The sequence below is a fragment of the Amycolatopsis sp. La24 genome (genome assembly GCF_029087445.1).
Classification (GTDB): Bacteria; Actinomycetota; Actinomycetes; order Mycobacteriales; family Pseudonocardiaceae; genus Amycolatopsis; species Amycolatopsis nivea.
In genome coordinates this window covers 135549-158298 of record NZ_JARACH010000004.1, presented here as the reverse complement: position 1 = coordinate 158298, position 22750 = coordinate 135549, and the positions used below count along the sequence as shown (strand labels likewise).

The 22750-nt window shown below is 70.1% G+C and carries 16 protein-coding genes; 11 read left to right on the top strand and 5 right to left on the bottom strand.

The genetic code is table 11. The features are described from left to right. Positions 1-145: 145 nt before the first annotated feature. The gene (locus PUT80_RS07405) at positions 146-1561 is read left to right on the top strand and encodes an APC family permease (RefSeq protein ID WP_275291486.1); all 1416 of its coding nucleotides are present in this window, start codon (positions 146-148) and stop codon (positions 1559-1561) included. A gap of 263 nt (positions 1562-1824) precedes the next feature. On the opposite strand, the gene PUT80_RS07400 is transcribed toward PUT80_RS07405, so the two are convergent. Beyond that, positions 1825-2109, bottom strand: coding sequence for a hypothetical protein (locus PUT80_RS07400; protein ID WP_275291485.1), 285 nt, complete (start codon positions 2107-2109; stop codon positions 1825-1827). 77 nt (positions 2110-2186) lie between these two features. On the opposite strand from PUT80_RS07400, the gene PUT80_RS07395 reads away from it, so the two are divergent. The 5 genes from PUT80_RS07395 (at position 2187) to lgt (ending at position 7103) form a co-directional block, all read left to right on the top strand. Further along, positions 2187-3032, top strand: coding sequence for an XRE family transcriptional regulator (locus PUT80_RS07395; protein WP_275291484.1), 846 nt, complete (start codon positions 2187-2189; stop codon positions 3030-3032). Between the two features lie 11 nt (positions 3033-3043). Next, positions 3044-3607: a CYTH domain-containing protein gene (locus PUT80_RS07390; RefSeq protein ID WP_275291483.1), complete on the top strand. Its 564-nt coding sequence runs from the start codon at positions 3044-3046 to the stop codon at positions 3605-3607. An 87-nt stretch (positions 3608-3694) separates the two neighbouring features. Further along, positions 3695-4831 carry an amidohydrolase family protein gene (locus tag PUT80_RS07385; protein ID WP_275291482.1) on the top strand — a complete coding sequence of 379 codons (1137 nt, stop codon included), beginning with the start codon at positions 3695-3697 and terminating at the stop codon, positions 4829-4831. Beyond that, on the top strand, positions 4828-6018 hold the full coding sequence (locus tag PUT80_RS07380) for a M20 family metallopeptidase (protein WP_275291481.1): 1191 nt from the start codon (positions 4828-4830) through the stop codon (positions 6016-6018). The genes PUT80_RS07385 and PUT80_RS07380 overlap by 4 nt, the downstream gene beginning before the upstream one ends. A 68-nt stretch (positions 6019-6086) precedes the next feature. Next, positions 6087-7103 (top strand): prolipoprotein diacylglyceryl transferase, encoded by a 1017-nt coding sequence (lgt, locus tag PUT80_RS07375; RefSeq protein ID WP_037809675.1) that lies wholly within the window; start codon positions 6087-6089, stop codon positions 7101-7103. Positions 7104-7249: 146 nt separating this feature from the next. Here lgt and PUT80_RS07370 read toward each other — a convergent pair whose 3' ends face one another. From PUT80_RS07370 to PUT80_RS07360, 3 genes are read right to left on the bottom strand one after another with little or no spacing between them, the layout of a single operon-like run. Continuing rightward, the gene (locus tag PUT80_RS07370; RefSeq protein ID WP_275291477.1) at positions 7250-8062 is read right to left on the bottom strand and encodes a hypothetical protein; all 813 of its coding nucleotides are present in this window, start codon (positions 8060-8062) and stop codon (positions 7250-7252) included. A gap of 15 nt (positions 8063-8077) precedes the next feature. Continuing rightward, complete coding sequence (locus PUT80_RS07365) at positions 8078-9835, bottom strand: hypothetical protein (protein ID WP_275291476.1); 1758 nt, start codon at positions 9833-9835, stop codon at positions 8078-8080. Between the two features lie 41 nt (positions 9836-9876). Next, complete coding sequence (locus PUT80_RS07360) at positions 9877-10218, bottom strand: hypothetical protein (protein ID WP_037809678.1); 342 nt, start codon at positions 10216-10218, stop codon at positions 9877-9879. 398 nt (positions 10219-10616) lie between these two features. Here PUT80_RS07360 and gltB point away from each other — a divergent pair, with 398 nt between their 5' ends. From gltB to PUT80_RS07345, 3 genes are all read left to right on the top strand, one after another. Then, a complete protein-coding gene (gene gltB, locus PUT80_RS07355) occupies positions 10617-15158 on the top strand; it encodes a glutamate synthase large subunit (protein WP_275291475.1) in 4542 nt (1513 codons plus the stop codon). Beyond that, positions 15151-16659 carry a glutamate synthase subunit beta gene (locus PUT80_RS07350; protein ID WP_275291474.1) on the top strand — a complete coding sequence of 503 codons (1509 nt, stop codon included), beginning with the start codon at positions 15151-15153 and terminating at the stop codon, positions 16657-16659. Before gltB ends, PUT80_RS07350 begins: the two co-directional genes overlap by 8 nt. Before the next feature lie 63 nt (positions 16660-16722). Then, the gene (locus PUT80_RS07345) at positions 16723-17094 is read left to right on the top strand and encodes a MerR family transcriptional regulator (protein ID WP_037809681.1); all 372 of its coding nucleotides are present in this window, start codon (positions 16723-16725) and stop codon (positions 17092-17094) included. Here the strand turns inward: PUT80_RS07345 and PUT80_RS07340 are convergent. Continuing rightward, complete coding sequence (locus PUT80_RS07340) at positions 17091-17978, bottom strand: NADP-dependent oxidoreductase (protein WP_275291473.1); 888 nt, start codon at positions 17976-17978, stop codon at positions 17091-17093. The genes PUT80_RS07345 and PUT80_RS07340 overlap by 4 nt on opposite strands. A gap of 133 nt (positions 17979-18111) precedes the next feature. On the opposite strand from PUT80_RS07340, the gene PUT80_RS07335 reads away from it, so the two are divergent. Together PUT80_RS07335 and PUT80_RS07330 are read left to right on the top strand one after the other, a co-directional pair. Continuing rightward, the gene (locus tag PUT80_RS07335; RefSeq protein WP_275291472.1) at positions 18112-21282 is read left to right on the top strand and encodes a hypothetical protein; all 3171 of its coding nucleotides are present in this window, start codon (positions 18112-18114) and stop codon (positions 21280-21282) included. Positions 21283-21334: 52 nt separating this feature from the next. After that, positions 21335-22726 carry a 3-deoxy-7-phosphoheptulonate synthase class II gene (locus PUT80_RS07330; protein ID WP_037809686.1) on the top strand — a complete coding sequence of 464 codons (1392 nt, stop codon included), beginning with the start codon at positions 21335-21337 and terminating at the stop codon, positions 22724-22726. Positions 22727-22750: the final 24 nt, after the last annotated feature.

Sequence of the window (22750 nt, the reverse complement as noted above, 5' to 3'; positions counted from 1 at the left end):
CCGCGAGCCGGTCGCGGTCGAGGTGCGAGGGGGTGGACGGCAAGGCGCGCTCCTTCGATACCGGACGAGGTTCAGCCAGTCGGCGCTGGTTGTCCGCGCCGCCTCGGATGTTCACTGTGTACTCCGCGGGGAAAGGAGCGCATCCGTGTCCGGAGACCGTCCCGAATTGCGGCGCACCCTCTCAGTCTGGCAGGCCGTCGGGTTGTCCGTCGCGCTCATGGCACCCAGCATGGCCGCGAACATCAATCCACAGCAAACAGCCGCGGCCGCCGGACGCGCGGTGCCGCTGGCGTTCCTGCTTTCGGCGGCGGGAGTGCTGCTGGTCGCGTACGGCTTCGTCCAGCTCTGCCGGCACTACCAGCACGCCGGATCGGTCTACGCTTTCGTCGGCGCGACCCTCGGCCCGCGCGCGGGCGTGGTGTCCGGGATCGGGCTTCTCGGCACGTACACCTTCTACGCCGTGGTCACCAGTTCCGCCGCGGGCGTGCTGGGCACGGCGTTCCTGACGCAGGTCGGGATCTGGCCGCATCCGCCGTCGTGGGGGCCGTTCGTGCTGACCGCGGTCGCGCTGATCGGCAGCTGGCTGCTCGCGGTCGCCCCGGCCCGCCGCGGCACCAGCACGCTGCTCGCCGTCGAGGGCGCGACCATCGCGCTCATCCTGCTGGTCACCGTGGTCATCCTGGTCCGCTTGATCGCGGGCGACGCCCCCAGCGGCCGCTTCACCCTCCAGGTTTTCGTGCCGGACACCGGAATCTCCGGCATTTTCCTCGGCGCGGTGTTCGGTTTCCTGTCGTTCGCCGGGTTCGAGGCCGCCGCGACGCTCGGCGAGGAAACCCGAGACCCGCGCCGCAACATCCCGCGCGCGATCCTCGGCACGGCCATCTTTGGCGGCGCCTACTTCGTCCTCGTGACCGCCGTCGAGATGATGGCCTTCGGCGGCAACGCCACCGCGTTCCACGACTCCCCATCGCTGCTGGGCGACCTGGGCAGCCGCTTCGTCGGCCCGTGGGTCGGCGACGTCATCAGCGCGGGTGCCGCGATCAGCGCGTTCGGCTGCTGCCTGGCCTGCGTGGTCGGCGGCTCGCGCTTGCTGTTCGCCCTCGGCCGCGACGCTTTCGACGGCCGCGGCATCGGCCGGATCTCCGCCAAGGGCATCCCCGCCGTCGCGGTAACCGTGGTCGCACTCGCGGCGGCGCTGATCATCTTGGTGTGCGCGGTGTTCTTCGGCGCGACCGCGGACGACACCTTCTCGTGGGCCGGATCCATCGGAACCCTGCTGTTGCTGGTGATCTACCTGCTCACCACAGTCGGCGCGATCCTGCTGTTGTTCGTCCGGCGACGGATGCGCGTGCCGTGGTGGCATCTGGTGTTCCCGATCGGTGCACTGGTGCTGCTCGGCTACACCGTGTATGTCAACGTCGTGCCGTACCCGACCGAGGGCCCGCCGCGATGGTTCCCGGTGGTAGCGGGCGGGGTGCTGGTGCTGGCTGTGGTCGTGGTGGCGTTGGCGCCCGGATTCGCCCGTAGGGTGGGGGAGAGGCTCGCTGAAGGAGAGGCATGACCCTGAGCAGTGCCGGGTCTGGTCGTTGCGCTAGAAGCGTTCGCCGCACTCGTGGCACTTGTTGTCTGTCGGCGTTGCGGTGGCACGGCACCCTTTGCATGCGAGGCGTATCTGTGTCGGCGGGGGAGGCGGACCTGGGCGGGCGAAGCCCGGTTCCTGGCGCAACCAATTGGTGAACAGATACAAGGGATTGATGCCGGTTTGGTCCTCGGGGTGATAGCGGCGCTGGTAACCGCGGCTTCGGAGTCGGGGCCTCGCCGCGCTCATTGCGTATCCAGCCCGGTGCAACCGCTGCACCATTCGACACCGGCGAATCCGGTCGAGGCGAGTTCGTCGCGTTCGTGGCGCTCCGGGTAGGCGTCATCGACCGAGCACCATGGGATCAGCCACCGAACAGACGGGTCGGCCAACTCTCGTTTCCCGTAGCGATGCACTGTCCGCCGGAACGCGGCGGTCGGGTCAGCGTGCACTCGCAACGCCAGATCCGACGTGTGCGTCGCATGAGTGCGTATTTCCCCGGCTCGCACGCGCCCTGTTCGCTTGGTCATGATCTCAACGTTCGACTACGGACGGCGCCGGACCCATCCCTCAACGGGTATCTCACCTTGAGAAGTACCATCGTGAGATGGCCGAGCCGAACCCCAGAGGCGGACCGCTGGCGTTGCCGGACTGGGCGTGGCGACGCTCCGACGTGCGGGATGCTCTGAAGGCACGCGACATCGGCGCATTGCTGCAAGCTGTGCAGCGCTACACCGGCGCGAGCCAAAGCCGGATCGCTGTCGCCGTCGGACTGTTGCAAGGCCGCGTGTCGGAGATCGTGCGCGGCAGCCGGACCGTGACCGCTCTGCAGCTGTTCGAACGGATCGCTGACGGGCTGGAGATGCCCGACGACGCGCGAATGCTGCTCGGCCTGGCACCCGTCCACCCGGCTGGGCTCGACCACCTCGGTGCGAGCGGGCGGGCCGAGATCCTGGCTGTGTTCCCCTCGCAGTCCAGGGCGCGGCCGGAGATCGAGCAGAGGGCCGGCGAAGCGACCGAAGTCGATGTGCTGGCCGTGCGCGGGCTCGGCATCCTCGGCATGAACGACTCGCTGTTGCGCACCCACGTCCGGCAACGCGCGGCGTCTGTGCGGGTGCTCCTGCTCGATCCCGACGGAGAGGCGGCGGAGCGTCGCGCTGCTGAGATCGGCGAGAAATGGGGCAGCTTCTCCGCCGGAATCCGGCTGTCGATCGAACTGCTGCACGACCTCGCCGACGAGGGGGCGGAAGTCGAGGCGCACACCTATGACGTGTTGCCGACGTGGCGGGTGATCGGCCTGGACTCGACGTTGTTCGTGTCGGCGTTCGGCAACAGCCACGAGGGGCACACGTCGCCGATGTACAAGATCACCGGGTCGCCGCATGGCGCACTCCACCGCGGCTTCCGTAGGTTCATGGACGAGCTGCGGCGGACCGCACGCCGCGTCGTCTAGGGAGGTGCCGAGTGTCGATAGAGGCTGAGCTGACCGCCGTCGTCCGGAACCCCGATCGCGTGCGGGCGGAGCTTGCCGAACGGGCCAAGCCGGTGCGCTCGGTCTACGCTGACACCTACTATGACCGTCCTGACCACTCGATGGATCGGGATGGCTACGAGTTGCGCGTGCGCACCATCACGACCGGCAGGCAGCAGCGAACCGTGGTGACCTACAAAGAGCCGCCGGTGGACGCGTCCTCGCGGTCCAAGCCGGAGCACGAGACGGCCGCCGACGATCCCGCGGTCATGGCGACGATCTTCGACGCGCTGGGGTTGGTGGAGCTGGTCTCACTCGAAAAGCGTTGCGAGAACTACAGTTTCACCGCTGATGGGCGGGAAATGCTTGCCACCGTCGTCACGGTCCCTGAGCTGGCCGGGCAGACGTTCATCGAACTGGAAACGATGGCCGAGCGAGACGAGTTGCCGGAAGCGCTGCGGTCGCTGCGCGAGGTGCTCGACGGGCTCGGCGTCGGCGAGGACGACGCGGTCGAGCAGTCCTATACCGACATGGTGATGAAGGCCCGGGGCGACTAGGCCAGCGGGCGTGGTGGTCGTGCTGGCTGTCGCGTTGGCGCCCGGATTCGCCCGTAGGGTGGGGGAGAGGCTCGCTGAAGGAGAGGCATGACCGATCTGCTGGATTTCGTCGCGGACCTGCCGCTGGTCGATCACCACTGCCACGGCGTGCGCACCGGCGGCGTCGACCGCGACGGGTTCGAGCGGATGCTGACCGAGGCGGACAGCGTGTCGACGCTGGGGACGTCGCTCTTCGATTCGCTCATCGGTCTCGCCGTGCGCGAACGCTGTGCGCCGATCCTCGACCTGCCGAAACACGCCCCGGCCGACGAGTATCTCGCGCGCCGTGACGAACTGGGTGCGCAAGAGGTCAACCGGCGGTTCCTTCGCAGCACCGGCAGCACGGATTACTTGCTGGACGGCGGTTTCCTCCCCGAATCCCTCACCACCACGCCAGACTTCGCCGCACTGGCCGACGCCCGCGCGCACGACATCGTCCGGCTCGAACAGGTCGCCGAAGACGTCATCCGCGGCACCAGCGCCACTGGTTTCGCCGAGGACTTCGCTGCCGAGCTCGACCGTCGCACCGCCACCGCGGTAGGCGTGAAGTCGATCGCGGCGTACCGGGTCGGGCTGGAGCTGTCCGGGGAACGTCCGGCTCCGGCCGAGGTCGAAGCCGCCGCCGGACGCTGGCTGTCCCGGATCGAGGCGGGCGAACCGGTCCGGCTGGCTGACGAGGTGCTGCACCGCCACCTGATCTGGGCCGGTATCGACCGGCGGCTGCCCGTGCAATTCCACGTCGGCTACGGAGACTCCGACATCGACCTCCACCGCTGCGATCCCTTGCGGCTCACCGGTTTGCTGCGCGCGACCCGCGACGCGGGCGTCCCGGTCCTGCTGCTGCACAACTACCCGTTCCACCGCAACGCCGCCTACCTGGCGCAAGTCTTCGAGCACGTTTTCGTCGACGTCGGCCTCGTCACCCACAACGCGGGCTTCCGCGCCCCCGCGATCCTGGCCGAGACGCTGGAACTCGCGCCGTTCGGGAAGCTGCTGTTCTCCACGGACGCGTTCGGCCTGGCCGAGCTGTATCACCTGGGCACCGCGCTGTTCCGGCAAGGACTGTCCGACTTCCTCCGCACCGCCCTCGCCGCCGACGCACTGTCCGAAGTAGACGCGATCCGGCTGGCCCGCCTGGCTGGCCACGAGAACGCGGCCCGGATTTACCGGCTGGAGCGGAAATGAAGGACCTGGTCGAGGCTTGGCGCGCGGCGTTGGCCGAGGAACTGCCCGCTGCGGTCGAGTTGCGGCACCGGATTCACGCCGACCCGCGCGCGTCCGGCGACGAAGACGACACCGCGCGGATCGTGTCGGCGGCGTTAGGCGAAGGCGAGCGAGTGGCCAAGACCGGGCGGCTGATCGAGATCGCCGCACCGCACCCCGGCCCAGCCGTAGCGTTGCGTGCCGAACTCGACGCGCTGCCGGTAATAGAGCGCACCGGCGTCGAATGGGCCGCGAAAACCGGCCTCATGCACGCCTGCGGCCACGACGTCCACCTCGCCGCCTTGACCGCGGTCTGCCGAGCGGCGCGGCGCGTCGAACTCCCGCGCCCGCTGTACGCGATCCTGCAACCGCGTGAGGAAACGTCGCCGTCCGGAGCGCTGGACCTGGTCGAATCGGGCATTCTGGAGGAGCGCGGCGTCGACACCGTCATCGGCGCGCACGTCCAGCCGCGGCTGCCGTACGGCGTCGTTTCGGCCGCGCCGGGGCCGGTGAACGCGTCCACGGACGAGTTCGAGGTCGTGGTGCACGGCGAAGGCGGGCACGCGGGGTATCCGCATTTGCTGCGCGACCCGGTGCTGGCGCTCAGCCAACTGGTGGTGAGCCTGCAGCAGATCGCGAGCCGCCGGATCGACCCGATGCACGGTGCGGTCTGCACGATCGGCAGGCTCAGCGCGGGCACCGCGGCGAATGTCGTGCCGAATTCGGCGTCCGCGTTCGGCTCGCTGCGGCTGATGCGCGCGAGCGACCGCGAACGTGCGCTGGAGGCGCTCGACGAGGTCGTGCACGCCACCGCCCGCGCGTACGGCTGCACTGCCGACCTCCGGATCAGCCCGTGCGAACCGGTCCTGGTCAACGATCCGGCGCTGGCCGCTGCCGCACGGACCTGGCTCGAACGCGGCGGCGCGGACGTGGACGTCGATTTCCGGTCTTTCGGCGCGGACGATTTCGCGCATTACTGCGGCGACGGCGTCCGCGGCCTGATGCTGTTCGTCGGACTCGGCGAGACCGCGGGCGCGCCCAGCCTGCACGGCGAAACGTTCCTGCCCGAGGACGCGGCGGTCGGCCAGGTCGCGGACGCGCTGCTCGCCGGATACCTGGCCGCGGCCTCGGACCTGGAGTACCCGGAGGCGGCCGTGACCGGGCTGTGACCGGGTCTTGACTAAGGGTTCCGCGGCACCGGGACCACGACCGGGGCCCGACGCGCTACGGTGGCCGCGTGTACTCCGCAGCATTCCTGGCCACGATCCCGAGCCCCGACCAAGGCGTCTGGCACCTGGGCCCGATCCCGATCCGGGCGTACGCGCTCTGCATCATCGCCGGCATCATCGTCGCGATCTGGTGGGGCGAGCGGCGCTGGGAGGCCCGGGGCGGCACCAAGGGCACGGTGCTCGACATCGCGGTGTTCGCGGTGCCGTTCGGCCTGGTCGGCGGCCGGCTCTACCACGTCATCACCGACCCGGAGCTGTACTTCACCGAGGGCAAGAACCCCTGGAACGCCTTCGCGATCTGGGACGGCGGGCTCGGCATCTGGGGCGCGGTCGCGCTCGGCGCCGTCGGCGCGCTGATCGCCTGCCGCCGCCGGGGGATCCCGCTGCCCGCGATGGCCGACGCGATCGCGCCCGGCATCATCGTCGCGCAGGCGATCGGGCGGCTCGGCAACTACTTCAACCAGGAGTTGTACGGCGCGCACACCGACCTGCCGTGGGGCCTGGAGATCTACCAGCGCTTCGACCCGGCCACCGGCGCCCCGGACGCCCTCGGCGGCGTCGCGACCGGGCACATCCCGCTGCCGGAAAGCCCGGTGCACCCAACGTTCCTGTACGAGCTGATCTGGAACCTGCTGATCGCCCTGCTCGTGGTGTGGGCGGACCGCAAGTTCAAGCTCGGCCACGGCCGCGCGTTCGCGCTCTACGTCGCGGGCTACACCGTCGGCCGCGGCTTGATCGAGCTGATGCGCACCGACACCGCCAACCACATCCTCGGCCTGCGGGTCAACGTGTGGACCTCGATCCTGCTGTTCATCGGCGCGATGGCGTACTTCGTCGTCGCGGCCAAACGCGGTCCGCGCGAGGCCCCGGAGACGTTGCGCAGCAAGGGAGACGAGCGGAACGCCGCCGTCGAGTCCGAATCGGGCGACGCGGGGGAGAAGCCGGAACCGGACGAGAAGGCCGCGGAGGACACTGTGGACGCCGGTTCTTCCCCAGCCGAGAACGGCAAGTCCGAGAAGTCTTAGGCGCAGAGCCGGAAAAGAGGTCCCCGCCCGGATTGGGCGGGGACCTCTTTTCGTGTGGTCGGCCGAGGTTCGTGAAGGGAACCCTGACGGAATCAGAGTCCCTCAGGGTTCCCCTCACGGACGTCCTCGGAGCGCGGCACCGGGGTTCAGCTGAGGAACGAACCGCCGAAGTAGTCGTCGTCATTGCCGGAGTCCTGACGCCGGGCACGGCGGCCCGACGACGGCGGCGGCTGCGGTGCCGACCGCTTCGGCCGGTCGCCTCGATTGGCGAGCGGATCGGCGAAATCGTCCTCCGGCTCCGGTTCCGGGGCGCGATGCCGAGGCGGAGCGGGCGGTGCTTCCTTCTCCGGAGGCGGAGCCGGCGCCGGGGGCGGGGGCGGGGGCGGCGGAGTCCGGTCGACGAGCGGATTGTCGTTCGAGTATTCCGCGGGCTCCGGCGCGGGCGGGGGCGGCGGCTGTGGACGGCCGCTGGACGCCAGGGGGTCCGCGGCGGAGAACCCGGCGGGCTTGTCCGGCGTGTCCGGATACGTCGACCTTCCGGTGTCCGACAACGGGTTCCCGGCGCCGCCGGTGCGCGCCTCGAGGATCTCCTCGGGGCTCTGGCCCTCCTCCAGTTCCTCGAGGATGTCCTTGGCCTCGCTGAGCTTCTCGTCGGCGAGCGCGCGGACCTCGGGGTCGGCGAACGCCCGGCCGGCGGCGACGTCCTCCCAGGAGAATTCGCCCGCTTCGACCTTCCGCTTGACCAGCCGCAGCTGAGCGGGCGCGTCCGGACGCGAGGCGGCCCGCTTGATCGCCTCGATCCGTTCCGGGGTGTCGGTTTTGGGCAGCGGGCGGAGCTTGATCTTCTCCAGGTCCTTCAGCAGCTGCTGGGACTTGCGGACCGTCCGGTCGAGCGCGGCCTCGGCCTCCCGCAGCTCGGGCGTCTTCCACGAATCGTCCGCGGTGACGGGATAGGACATCTCGGCAGTTCCTCCTTAGTCGATGCGGCCGTGGATCCGGCCGCTCGCCGAGCGCCGGGGCGGATGGGACGGCGGATGGTTCGCGGGCGGGTGGTTCGGCTGGGACGGCGGGTGGCTGGGCTGCTGGGGCGGCTGGTGGTGCTGCTGGTTCTGCGGGGGCTGGTGCTGCGGACCGTCCGGTTCGGACCGCTGGTTCTGCCCGCGCTCGCCGGAACCCTGCGACCGGTCGCCCTCGTCGCCGGAGCGGCGGTCGCCGTTCCCCTCGTCGCCGGACGTGCGGTCGCCTTCGTCGTCTCCGCCTTCGCGCGAGCGCCGGTTTTCCGCGTGCGCCTCGCGCGACTCGTGGACGCCGTCCTTGCCCGCCTGCACGGCGTCCTTGGCGTCCTGGCCGATGCCCTTGGCGTTGTCCTTGATGTCGCCGACGTCGCCGCCGATGTTCTTCGCGATGTCGACGAGATCGCCGATGCTGCCGACGTCCTTGATCTTCTGCAGCTGCGACCCGATGTCCTTGATCGAGTTCCAGATGTCCTGGACCTTCGTGATGATGTCCTGGATCATCTCGATGATCGAGATCAGGGCGTTGATCAGCGGGAGCAGTTCGCTGAACGCGGTGATCGCGTCGGCGATCCAGCCCGCGATCGGGACGCACGCCTCCGCGGCCATCACCAGCAGCCGGTCGATCAGGCTCTTCAGCAGGTCGAGCGCCTTGGCCGCGAGCTTCTTCGACGTGTCCGACAGGAGGTCGAAACCCTTGGCGATCAGCGACGCGATCCCGGCCTCGGCGGCGAGCCCGGCCCGCCACCCGGCCTGCACGTAGGCCTTGTGCTCCAAGGAAGCCATGCCGTGCCAGGAATCGCTGACGGTCTTCTCGTTGGCGACCATCACCTCGGAGAACGCCTTCATCGCCTCGGAGATGTTGCGCCACGCCTCGGCGTCGGCCGACATCTTCGAGAAATCGCCGGTGAGCGGTTCGATGAACTGCTGGGTGAGCGTGGTGCCGGTGAACTTCTGGTACACCCACTCGACGGCCATCACCTCGACGCCGGCGTCCTGCACCAGCGCCTGGATGTCCTCGCCGGAGGTGTCTTCCGGCGGCTGCAGCAGTTCGACGATCGAATCGCCGCGGTCGAAGTCGCCGGTGCCGCCGGGAACCCCGCCGGGCTCACCGCCCGAAGCCCCGGTGCCGCCCTCGCCGCCGTTGCCGCCGCCTTCGCTGCCGGAACCGCCCTCGTCGCCGCCTTCGCCGCCCCCGTCACCGCCTTCGTCGCCGGAGCCGCCCTCGTCGCCGCCCCGGCCGCCGCCTTCGTCGCCGCCCTCGTTGCCGCGGTCGCGGCCCCGCTCGTCGCCGCCTTCTCCGCCGCCGTCCCGGCCATCCCGGCCGTCGCCGCCGTCCTGACCGTCACGGCCGTCGCGACCGTCGCGGCCGTCACGACCATCCCGACCGTCACGGCCGTCTCGGCCGTCGCGACCGTCCCGGCCGTTGCCGTCGCCGGAGTTTCCCCCGGTGCCGCTCGGATGCGTCCCGTCGTCCCCTCCGGACGGACGGCGTCCGTCCGGGCCGGTGCCGGGGTGCTGGTTCCCTCCCGGATGGGTGGGCTGATGGCCGCCGGGAGGCGGCTGGTTGCCGGGATGCGGCTGGTTTCCCGGATGCGGCTGGTTCCCGGGGTGCGGCTGGTTGCCGCCGGGATGGGACGGCGGATGCGTCGTCCCCGATCCCCCGGAGTGGTGGCCGCCGCCGTGGCCGCCGCCATGCCCTCCGCCGTGCCGTGCCATGTCTTTTCCCCCTCGTCAGAACCGTGCGGTGCGGATGCGCATCAGGCCGCGCCGCGGCCGGAGTCGATGCCGTCGAACTGGTCGATGAACTGCTGGAGCAGCTGCGCGGAATTGGCGTCGTGGTGCGCGTAGGCCTGCGCCGCCTGCTTGACCCCGTCCGACAGCGAGGTCAGCCGCGAGTGGCCGAAGTCGAGCGTTCCGCCGTAGAGGTTCGCGACCAGCTGCACCACCGGCTGCAGCACCACGAACAGGCCGGTGAACCCGGACGTGTCGCACGCGGTGGAGCGCATGTAGTCGTTGATCTTGCTGATCTTCTCGTGGAGGCTGTCGAGCACCTCGGCGTACTGGTTCATCGTCTCGACGTCGACTTCTATGCCGGACATGAAAGAAACCGCCCTCCCCGTGAGCTATTCGGTTGCCGAACACTATGGCAACCGACGATCACCGGGCGTGGGCGGTTCCCCGAAATTTGTGCGATTACCTGGGAAGATCGGGCGAAGGGGACGAAGCGGGCGCATCGACTTCGTCACGTGCCGGGTGCGCGAGGCGGCCCCGGGGCTTATGCTTCGCGGACCGAAGCATCTCAGGACCCATCCGGAACTATGTCGTTCCGCGCTGCCGGATCGTTACCGTTCTTCCCCGTTCGGGGAGCTCCGAGGCGCTGCTGGGGTGTTTCCCAGGTGTTAAAGTCGCGCTAACAAGCGGGCCATCGTCGTCCCGTGCGCTCCCCGCGGCCGGTTCGCCGGCCACCGCACGAAACGACGAAGGAGGTCCCTTTTCCATGATCTTCTCCGCCATCCCCGGCAAGCAGGGTCTGTACGACCCGGACACCGAGCAGGATTCCTGCGGCGTCGCCATGGTCGCCGACGTCCAGGGCCGCCGCACGCACGGCATCGTCACCGACGGTCTCGCCGCGCTCACGAATCTCGACCACCGCGGAGCCGCGGGAGCCGAGCCGACGAGCGGCGACGGCGCCGGGATCCTGCTGCAGCTGCCCGACGAACTGCTGCGCGCCGAGGCGGGTTTCCCGTTGCCTCCCACCGGCGCCTACGCCGCCGGGATCGCTTTCCTGCCCTCCGACGACGAGCAGCGCCGCAAGGCGATCGGGCTCGCCGAACGGATCGCGGCCGAGGAAGGGCTCGCCGTCCTCGGCTGGCGCGAGGTCCCGGTGGACGCCGACGGCGCGGACATCGGCCCCACCGCGCGTTCGGTGATGCCGCGCTTCGCGATGCTGTTCGTGTCGTCCCCGCACGGCGAAACCGGCCTGGAGCTGGACCGGCTGGCCTTCTGCCTGCGCAAGCGCGTCGAGCACGAGAGCCTCGCTTCCGGCTGCGGCACGTACTTCCCGTCGCTGTCCGCGCGCACGATCGTCTACAAAGGCATGCTCACTCCCGAGCAGCTGCCGCGGTTCTTCCCCGATCTGCGCGATTCCCGGCTCGCGAGCGCGATCGCGCTCGTGCACTCCCGGTTCTCCACCAACACTTTCCCGTCGTGGCCGCTCGCGCACCCGTTCCGGTTCGTGGCCCACAACGGCGAGATCAACACGATCCGCGGCAACCGCAACCGGATGCGCGCCCGCGAGGCGCTGCTCGAATCCGATCTGCTCCCGGGCGATCTTTCCCGGCTGTACCCGATCTGCTCGGCCGACGCGTCGGACTCGGCGTCCTTCGACGAGGTGCTGGAGCTGCTCCACCTCGCGGGCCGCTCGCTGCCGCACGCGGTGCTGATGATGATCCCGGAGGCGTGGGAGAACCACACCTCGATGGATCCGGAACGGCGCGCTTTCTACCAGTTCCACGCCAGCCTGATGGAGCCGTGGGACGGCCCGGCGTGCGTCACCTTCACCGACGGCACGCTCGTCGGCGCGGTGCTCGACCGCAACGGGCTGCGCCCGGCGCGCTGGTGGCGCACCGCCGACGACCGCGTGGTGCTCGCCAGCGAGGCCGGAGTCCTCGACGTGGCACCGGAAAACGTCGTCGCGAAGGGCCGGTTGCAGCCGGGCCGGATGTTCCTCGTGGACACCGCCGCGGGCCGGATCGTGGACGACGAAGAGGTCAAGTCCGCGCTGGCGCGCAAGCAGCAGTACAGCGACTGGCTGCACGCCGGCCTGCTGAAGATCGCCGAGCTGCCCGACCGCGACCACGTCGTGCAGAGCCACGATTCGGTGCTGCGCCGCCAGCTCGCTTTCGGCTACACCGAAGAAGAACTGAAGATCCTGCTCGCGCCGATGGCCGCCAACGGGGCCGAGCCGATCGGGTCGATGGGGTCGGACACCCCGGTAGCGGTGCTCTCCAAGCGTTCCCGGCTGCTGTACGACTATTTCAAGCAGAACTTCGCGCAGGTGACCAACCCGCCGCTGGACGCGATCCGCGAAGAGCTGGTCACGTCGATGAGCCGGATCATGGGTCCGGAGCGCAACCTGCTCGCGCCGGGGCCCGCGTCGTGCCGGCACCTGAACCTCCCGTATCCGGTGATCGACAACGACGAGCTGGCCAAGCTCATCCACATCAACGACGACGGCGATCTGCCCGGTTTCGCCTGCACTGTCCTTTCCGGACTGTACGAAGTGGACGGCGGGGCGGACGCGCTCGCGGCGGCGATCGAGCGGGTGCGGCGCGACGCGTCCGAGGCGATCGCGGCGGGCGCGCGCACGCTCGTGCTGTCCGACCGCGATTCCGACCACCGGATGGCGCCGATCCCGTCGCTGCTGCTGGTTTCCGCGGTGCACCACCATCTCGTGCGCACCAAGGAACGGCTGCGCGTCGCGCTGGTCGTGGAGACCGGCGACGCCCGCGAGGTGCACCACATCGCGCTGCTGCTGGGCTACGGCGCGGCGGCGGTGAACCCGTATCTGGCCTTCGAAACCATCGAAGACATGATCAGCCAGGGCGCGATCACCGGCATCGAGCCGGCGAAGGCGGTCCGCAGCTACGTGCAGGCGCTCGTCAAGGGCGTCTTGAAGATCATGTCCAAGATGGGCATTTCGACGGTCGGCGCGTACACCGCGGCGCAGGTCTTCGAATCCCTTGGCCTGAGCCAGGAACTGCTCGACGAGTACTTCACCGGAACGTCGTCGAAGCTCGGCGGCGTCGGGATGGAGGTGCTCGCCGAGGAGGTCGCGGTACGGCACCGCCGGGCGTACCCGGACAACCCGACCGACCGGGTCCATCGTGGACTCGACACCGGAGGCGAGTACGCGTACCGCCGCGAGGGCGAGCTGCACCTGTTCACGCCGGAGACGGTGTTCCTGCTGCAGCACGCGTCGAAGACCGGGCGCGACGAGGTGTACCGCAAGTACACCGAAGAGGTGCACCGGCTCTACCGCGAGGGCGGCACGCTGCGCGGGCTGTTCAAGTTCCGCGACGGCGCACGCGAGCCGATCCCGCTGGACGAGGTCGAACCCGCGTCGGCGATCCTGCGCCGGTTCAACACCGGGGCGATGTCGTACGGCTCGATTTCGGCGGAGGCGCACGAAACCCTCGCCATCGCGATGAACCGCATCGGCGGCCGGTCCAACACCGGCGAAGGCGGAGAGGACCCGGAGCGGCTCTACGACCCGCAGCGGCGCAGCGCGATCAAGCAGGTCGCGTCGGGCCGGTTCGGCGTCACGAGCGAGTACCTGGTGAACGCCGACGACATCCAGATCAAGATGGCGCAGGGCGCGAAGCCGGGCGAGGGCGGGCAGCTGCCGCCGAACAAGGTGTACCCGTGGATCGCCCGCACGCGGCATTCGACGCCGGGCGTTGGGCTGATTTCCCCGCCGCCGCACCACGACATCTACTCCATCGAGGACCTGGCGCAGCTGATCCACGACCTCAAGAACGCCAACGAGCAGGCCCGCATCCACGTGAAGCTGGTGTCCTCGCTGGGCGTCGGCACGGTCGCGGCGGGCGTGTCCAAGGCGCACGCGGACGTCGTGCTCATTTCCGGGCACGACGGCGGCACCGGCGCGTCGCCGATGAACTCGCTCAAGCACGCGGGCACGCCGTGGGAGATCGGGCTCGCCGAAACGCAGCAGACGTTGCTGCTCAACGGTTTGCGCGACCGGATCACGGTGCAGGTGGACGGTGCGATGAAGACCGGCCGCGACGTCGTGATCGCGGCGCTGCTCGGCGCCGAGGAGTACGGCTTCGCGACCGCGCCGCTGGTGGTCGCGGGCTGCATCATGATGCGTGTCTGTCACCTCGACACGTGCCCGGTCGGCGTCGCCACGCAGAGCCCGGAGCTGCGCAAGCGCTACACCGGACAGGCCGACCACGTCGTGCGGTACTTCGAGTTCGTCGCCGAAGAAGTGCGGGAAACCCTGGCACAGCTGGGATTCCGCACGCTCGACGAGGCGATCGGGCACGCCGAGATGCTCGACACCGACGAGGCCGTGCAGCACTGGAAGGCCTCCGGGCTCGACCTCAGCCCGGTCTTCGAGATGCCCGCGGAGACGCCGTACGGCGGTGCGAAGCGACGCGTGCGCGAGCAGGACCACGGCTTGGCGCACGCACTCGACCGCACGCTCATCCAGCTCGCCGAGGCGGCGCTGGAGGACGCGCATCCGGTGCGCCTGGAACTGCCGGTGCGCAACGTGAACCGCACCGTCGGCACACTGCTGGGCTCGGAGATCACCCGCCGCTACGGCGGCGAGGGCCTGCCCGAGGGCACGATCCACGTGCGGCTCACCGGTTCGGCCGGGCAGTCGCTCGGCGCGTTCCTGCCGCGCGGCATCACGCTGGAAATGGTCGGCGACGCCAACGACTACGTCGGCAAGGGCCTCTCCGGCGGCCGGATCGTGGTCCGCCCGCATCCGGAAGCGAGCTTCGCCGCCGAACAGCAGACGATCGCGGGCAACACGCTGGCCTACGGCGCGACGTCGGGCGAGCTGTTCCTGCGCGGGCAGGTCGGCGAGCGGTTCTGCGTCCGCAACTCCGGCGCGACAGTCGTGGCCGAGGGCGTGGGCGACCACGCGTTCGAGTACATGACCGGCGGCCGCGCGGTGGTGCTCGGCCCGACCGGGCGGAACCTGGCGGCCGGCATGTCCGGCGGCAGCGCGTACGTGCTCGACCTGGACCCGGCGAAGGTCAACCGGGAGATGGTGGACCTGCTTCCGCCCGCTCCCGAGGATCTGGCCTGGCTCAAGCAGATCGTGCAGCAGCACCACGACCTCACCCGCTCGGCCGTGGCCGCGTCGCTCCTGGGCGACTGGACCCGGCGCGCGGCGGCGTTCACCAAGGTGATGCCGCGCGACTACCAGCGGGTCCTCGATGCGGCGAAGGCAGCGCGCGCTGCCGGCCGCGATGTCGACGAAGCGATCATGGAGGCGGCTCGTGGCTGACCCCACCGGTTTTCTGAAGCACGAACGGCAAGAACCGAAGAAGAAGTCCTACGAGGAACGGCTTTCCTCGTGGGGCGAGGTCTACGCGGACGTCGCGCCCGAAGAGCGCAACGAGCAGGTGCGCACGCAGGCGTCGCGCTGCATGGACTGCGGCATCCCGTTCTGCCACTCCGGCGGTTCCGGCTGTCCGCTGGGCAATCTGATCCCGGAATGGAACGACCTCGTCCGCCGCGGCGACTGGACGGCGGCCAGCGATCGCTTGCACGCCACCAACAACTTCCCGGAGTTCACCGGGAAGCTGTGCCCCGCGCCGTGCGAGGCGGGCTGCGTGCTGTCGATCTCGCCGCTGTCCGGCGGGCCGGTGGCGATCAAGCGCGTCGAGGAGACGATCGCGGCGCAGTCGTGGGAAGCCGGATACGTGCAGCCGCAGGTCTCCGAGGTGTCCTCGGGCCGCAAGGTGGCCGTCGTCGGCTCCGGCCCGGCCGGGCTCGCCGCGGCGCAGCAGCTGACCCGCGCGGGCCACGAGGTCACCGTGTTCGAACGGGACGACCGGCTCGGCGGCCTGCTGCGGTACGGGATTCCCGAGTTCAAAATGGAGAAGAAGGTCCTCGACCGGCGCCTCGCGCAGCTGCGCAAGGAGGGCACGAAGTTCGTCACCGGCTGCGAGGTCGGCGTCGACCTGTCGGTGGAAGACCTGCGCGCGCAATACGACGCGGTCGTGCTCGCCGTCGGCGCCCTGCGCGGCCGCGACGACCGCACCACGCCGGGCCGATCGCTGCAGGGCATCCACCTGGCGATGGAACACCTGGTGCCCGCCAACAAGTTCGTGGAGGGCGACGGCCCGTCCCCGGTCGACGCGAACGGCAAGCACGTCGTGATCATCGGCGGCGGCGACACCGGCGCGGACTCCTACGGCACCGCCACCCGGCAGGGCGCGCTGTCGGTCACGCAGCTCGACCAGTACCCGACGCCGCCGGAAATCCGCGACGACGAGCGTTCGCCGTGGCCGACCTGGCCCTACATCCTGCGCACCTACCCGGCGCACGAGGAGGCGGGCGAGCGGAAGTTCGCGGTGGCGGTCAAGCAGTTCGTCGACGACGGCAACGGCCACGTCAAAGCCGTGGAACTGCAGGAAGTCCGCGTGCAGAAGGACCCGGAAACCGGCCGCCGCGAGGTCATCCCGGTGAACGACGCGGTCGAAACGCTGCCCGCGGACCTGGTCCTGCTGGCGATCGGCTTCGAAGGCGTCGAGGAAATGCCGCTGCTGGAAGGCCTCGACCTGACCCTGACCCGCCGCGGCACCCTGTCGTGCGGCGCGGACTGGCAGACGGAAACCCCCGGGGTCTTCGTCTGCGGCGACGCCCACCGCGGCGCGTCGCTGGTCGTGTGGGCCATCGCGGAAGGCCGCTCGGTGGCGGCCGCGGTGGACACCTTCCTGACCGGCGCTTCGGACCTCCCCGCTCCGGTGCACCCGACCGCATTGCCGCTCGCGGTGGTGTGATCGGCTCGAGCTCGGGCCCCGGCGCAACGGCGCGCCGGGGCCCGTTTCTTTACGCTGGAGAGCGTGCGAATCGGTGAATTAGCCCGGAAGACCGGGGTCAGCGCCCGCTCGCTGCGGTACTACGAGCAGCAGGGCCTGGTGCACAGCACCCGGTCCGCGGGCGGGCAGCGGCATTACCTGGCGACCGAGGTCGAACGGGTCGAACTGATCCGCCGGTTGTTCGCCGCGGGCTTGCACAGCAAGGTGATCGCCCGGCTGCTGCCCTGCGTGCACAGCGACGACGCGGCCGTCATCGAAGACGCTTTCACCACCATGGTGTCCGAACGCGACCGGCTGACCGCCGACATCGCCCGCCTCGCCGACGCCCGCGCCGCGCTGGACGTGCTGATCGAGGCGAACACGCGGTATCGGCAGGGCGCGGGCAGTTCGTGCTAGACGGTGATGACGAGCTTGCCCGCGGCGTGCCGGGACTCGACCAGCGCCAACGCTTCATGGGCCCGTGCGAGCGGATAGGTCCCGGTGATGTTCGGATCGAGCCGCCCTTCGGCCATCAGATCAGCGACGCGTTCCAGACTCGCCCGATCGAGCCGACGACGGACGAACTCGCCGCCGAGTTCGGTCACCGACGGATCTCCGACCGCGACGAGCTTCTTCCCTAACGGCGCGACGTCGCGAAGGGACTGGCCGCCAACGGTGTCGACCACGGCGTCGAAACTGCCCTCGACGCTTTCCGTCGTGTAGTCGACGAACGCAGCGCCGTACTTCGCCGCGAGAGGCCGCTTGGCCGTGCTGCCCGTGCCTGTAACGACGAGCCCCCGGTCCCGCGCCAGCTGCGCCAACGCGATGCCGACGCCCCCGCCGATCCCGTTCACCAGAAGCGACGCGCCCTTCGGCAGATCGAGCTGGTCGAGCACGTCCAGCGCCGTGGTGCCCGCGACGGGAATGGTCGCCGCCCAGGTCCACGGGAGAGCGTCGGGAATGCGAGCGGTGGACTCGCCGAGCAGCAGCGTCGTTTCCGCGTACGTCCCCGCGCCGGTCAGCGCGAACCCGGTGACCCGGTCGCCGACGTCGAGGCCGGTCACGTCTTCTCCTGCGGCGAGCACGGTTCCGGCCGCTTCAATCCCGATGACCTGAGGGAACGGCAGGCGCCCGTTCAGGTCGGGGACGTGCCCGGACCGCAGCAGATGATCGAGCGGATTCACCCCGGCGGCCGCGACCCGGACCAGCACCTCGGCGGGGCCGGGCGCCGGGTCCGGCCGGTCGAAGAACTCCTGGACGTCGGCAGCGCCGAATGCCCGGTATCCCAAGGCAGTGCTCATTCGCTTGTCCCTTCCGCGGCAGGCTCAGTTCGGGAGCGACGCTATTTCTTGACACCGGTGTCACCTTCCAGCCAATGTGACCCGGCCGACACGCTTCGTGCGAAGCTGAACCGCGTCGGAGGGGGACGCCCAGGTGGACGAGCGGATCACGAACCAGGTCCTTGGCCCGGTCACGGGCAAGGTCGTGCAGGTGGGCCACGCCGACTCGGTCGTCGTCCACGCGGCTCCGCCCGCCCGGTCCCGCTACCGGCAATGGGTGCGCCAGGTAGCCCCGGACCAGCTCGTCGGCCGCGAAACGGAACTGGCTGAACTCGCCCGGTTCTGCACCGCCCCGGACGATGCTCCCGCGTACGTGTGGTGGCGCGCGGCTCCCTGGACCGGCAAGTCGGCTCTGATGGCCTCATTCGTTCTCTCGCCGCCCGAGGGAGTGCGAGTGGTGTCGTTCTTCGTCACGGCGCGTTCGCTTGGCGACGACACGCGTGAGGCGTTCGTAGACGTCGTCCAGGAGCAACTGGCCGAAGTCCTGGGCGCGGCGAAAGACCCCGAGGCGCGAAACCTCAACGCGGTCTTCGCCGAAGCCGCCGCACACTGCCGGAACCGCGGCGAGCGTTTGGTACTGGTCGTCGACGGCCTGGACGAGGATCGCGGCGCCAGCTCCGGCGGCCACAGCATCGCCGCGCTGCTGCCGTTCCCCGAAAACGGTCTCCGCGTGATCGTCGCGAGCCGCCTCAACCCCGGCGTCCCGCCCGACGTCCGCGGTGATCATCCGTTGCGGGCTCCCGGAATCGAGCGTTCCCTGGCACCTTCGCCCGCAGCCGTCGCGGCGAAGGCCGATATGGAGCACGAGCTAGACGCTTTGCTCCGCGACCAAGAGGACCTGCTGGGTTTCCTCGTCGCGGCTCGCGGCGGCCTCAGCAGCGACGACCTGGCGCAGCTGACCCAGCGGCGCCCACGCGACGTCGAACGAGTGCTGAACAGTGTGGCGAGTCGTTCGTTCACCCGGCGCCCAGCGCATTGGCGACCCCGCGAGGCCCCGGCGGTTTTCCTGCTGGGCCACGAGAATCTGCAACGCGAGGCCGTCGAAGCCCTCGGTGGCGAACTGTCCCGGTACCGCGCGGCGATCGACGAATGGGCCGTCGGATACCGGTCGGCGGGCTGGCCGCCGGACACGCCCCAATTCCTGCTGCGCGGCTACTTCCGGCTGGTCCAGGAAAGCGGCGACGTGACCGCTCTCGTCGACCTGGCCGGAGACCCGGCGAGGCACGAACGCCTGCTGGACGTATCCGGCGGCGACCTGGCCGCGATGGGGGAGCTGGACACCGCTCGCGCGGCTCTGCTCGCGTCCAACGATCCCGACCTCGTCCGGCTCGTCATGCTCGACACGTACCGGGACAATTTCCGCGACCGCAACAAGATCACGCCGGTGCGCTTGCCCGCGGTGTGGGCCGCGCTGGGGCAGTTCGACCACGCCGTGGCGCTCGCGCAGTCCATGACCGATCCCGTTTCGCGCAGGCGGGCACTGCTCGAGCTGTCCGGTGAGCTGGTCCGCGCCGGACAGCCGGAGCGAGCCGAGCAGCTGGCCGACGACGAGCACGATCCGGAGCTGCGCGACTCCCTGCTCGCGGAAACTGCGGTCGCGTTGGGGTACGGCGGGAAGCCCGACGCGGCCGAGCGGATCGCCGGGCGGGTCAGCGCGGATCAACGCCGGCGGATCGCCGCCGTCGCCGAACCGGACCTCTCCCGGGCCGGGCAGCTGGCCAGGGAGATTTCCCGCGAAGACCTCCGGGACCGGACACTGAGCGAACTGGCCGTGCAGGCTGTCGACGACGTGGCCGCGGCTGCGGAACTGGCCGGCGCGATGACTCGCGATATGAGCCGGGACAAGGCGTTCGCGGAGATCGCGCAGCAGCTCGTCCAGCGGGGCGAAGTCGAGCGGGCACGCGCCTTCGCACAGGAGCACGGCGCGTCCGGAGTGCTGTTTCGCCTCGACGTCACCGCTGAATTGGCCGCGGCGGACGACCCGGTCGCAGCTGTCGACGCGAGATCCGCCGAGGCGCACCGCGAGCACACGTTGGTGCCTGTCCTGATCGATTTCCTGGCCGATGCGGGCAGGCTGGTGGACATTCCCGCGGTGCTCGATGCGATGACTGACCCCTTCGCCCGGCGCGACGCGGTGAACCGGTTCGTCCAGGCACTCGTGGCCGCGGGCCAGCCCGACCAGGCCTTCCAGTGGGCTGCCCGCCACCTCTCCACCCGCCGGTCGTCCCGCGAACTGCAAAGCGACGCGGACCGGTTCGTGTCCCTGGCGGATGCGCTGCTGGCGACCGAGGACCGCGCCCGCGCGCACGAGGCTGCGGAGCGGGCCGAATCGATGACCCGACGTGCGGCGGACGATCCGCGGGCGGCAGCGGCGATCGGTGCGCTGAGCACAACCGTCGTCGCGGCAGGCGACGTCCGCCGGGCCGAACTGCTCGCCCCGCTGGTGCGCTCGGAATGGCAGGGACTGAAGGAAATCAAGTCGCTGGCGTGCCTTCTCGCGGAAAAGGGCGATCCGCTGATCGCCGAGAAGCTGATCCGCGGCGTCGGATTCTGGTCGGCGATGCGGGAACCCGTGGTCCTGCTCGCCCGCAGGCTCCGGGCCGACGGCGACCGGGCCGCGCTGGCCCGGATCGCGGAGTACGTGCGGAGCGGGATGGCGGAGAAGTCCCCGGACCGGGAGTTCGTGCGGCTCGACCGGCGCGCGGCCATCGTGATGCTGGCCGCGGTGGGCGACCCCGCCGAGGTCGTCGAACTGGTGGCCGCCGGTCGCGAGGAGGACAACTCCGAGCTGGCGATCGAGGACGCGATCGAGGACCTGGCAGCGCGCGGTGAGGTCGCGGCGGCCCTCGAGCTGTGCGGATACCTGAACGAGGCGTTCCGGGTGTCTGCCCGGCGGCTCCTGGTCCGCGGCCTGGCCGCGGCCGGGCACCTCGACCAGGCCGAGGGTGTCTTCGAGAGCGCCGAAAGCGATCAGGAACGGGACCGGCTCACCCTGGCGTTCCTGCCGGAACTGGCCAAGCACGACCTGCCCGGCGCACTCGCCCGGACCCGTCTCGTCGAATCCGCCGACGACCGCGCCCGTCTGCTGGTCGAGATCTCCGCCGCCGCCCCGCCGGACGAGCGCCGCCGGATCCTCGCCGAAGCGGTCAGCCTCGACCACTGGTCGGTCATCGTCCCAGCCCTTGAAACAGCCGAACTCGCAGGTCTGCTGGACGTGGCCGACCGATTCGGCGCCCTGTACCGCGAAGACGCCCCGGACGCGTGACCCTCGCCGCCCACCGGCCCGGGCGAAGGCGGCAGACCCTATCCTGAGACGCGTGAACTGGACAGTCGACGTTCCCGTAGACACTCTCCCCGAGCTGCCGCCGTTGCCTCCTGAGCTGCGGGACCGCCTCGACACCGCCTTGTCGCTGCCCGCCGCGCAGCAGCCGGAGTGGCCGGACGCCGCGCTGGCCAAGCGGGTGCGCGGCGTGCTGGAGAGCGTGCCGCCGATCACCGTGCCCGCCGAGATCGACCGGTTGAAGAGCCGGCTCGCCATGGTGGCCCGCGGCGAGGCGTTCCTGCTGCAGGGCGGGGACTGCGCGGAGACGTTCGAGTCCAACACCGAACCGCACATCCGGGCGAACCTGCGCACGCTGCTGCAGATGGCCGTCGTGCTCACCTACGGGGCCAGCCTGCCGGTGGTGAAGGTCGGCCGGATCGCGGGCCAGTACGCGAAGCCGCGCTCGTCCGGCACCGACGCGCTCGGGCTGCCGGTCTACCGCGGCGACATCATCAACTCGCTCGTCGCCAAACCGGAGCTGCGGGTGCCGGACCCGGGCCGGATGATCCGCGCCTACGCGAACGCGGGCGCGGCGATGAACCTGGTCCGCGCGCTCACCGGGGCCGGCATGGCCGACCTGCACCAGGTGCACGACTGGAACAAGGACTTCGTGTCCTCGTCGCCTGCGGGGGAGCGGTACGAGGCGCTCGCCGCCGAGATCGACCGCGGCCTGCGGTTCATGAACGCCTGCGGCGTCACCGACACGTCGCTGCAGTACACCGAGATCTTCGCCAGCCACGAGGCGCTGCTGCTCGACTACGAGCGCGCGATGCTGCGGCTGGACCAGGCCGACGCGGCGAACCCGAAGCTGTACAACCTGTCCTCGCACTTCCTGTGGATCGGCGAGCGCACCCGCCAGCTCGACGGCGCGCACATCGCGTTCGCCGAACTGCTGTCGAACCCGATCGGCCTCAAGATCGGCCCGACGACCACGCCGGAACAGGCCCTGGAGTACGTCGAGCGCCTCGACCCGCGCAACGAGCCGGGGCGGCTCACGCTGATCTCCCGGATGGGCAACGGCAAGGTCCGCGAGGTGCTGCCCGCCATCGTGGAGAAGGTCGAATCGTCCGGGCACAAGGTCATCTGGCAGTGCGACCCGATGCACGGCAACACGCACGAGTCGTCCACCGGCTACAAGACCCGGCACTTCGACCGCATCGTCGACGAGGTCCAGGGCTTCTTCGAGGTGCACCACAAGCTCGGCACCTACCCGGGCGGCATCCACGTCGAACTGACCGGCGAGGACGTCACCGAATGCCTCGGCGGCGCACAGGAAATCTCCGACGTCGACCTCTCCGGCCGCTACGAGACCGCCTGCGACCCGCGGCTCAACACCCAGCAGTCGCTGGAACTGGCCTTCCTCGTGGCGGAGATGCTGCGCGGCTGAGCACAGCTGGTGAGTGTCTAGGCC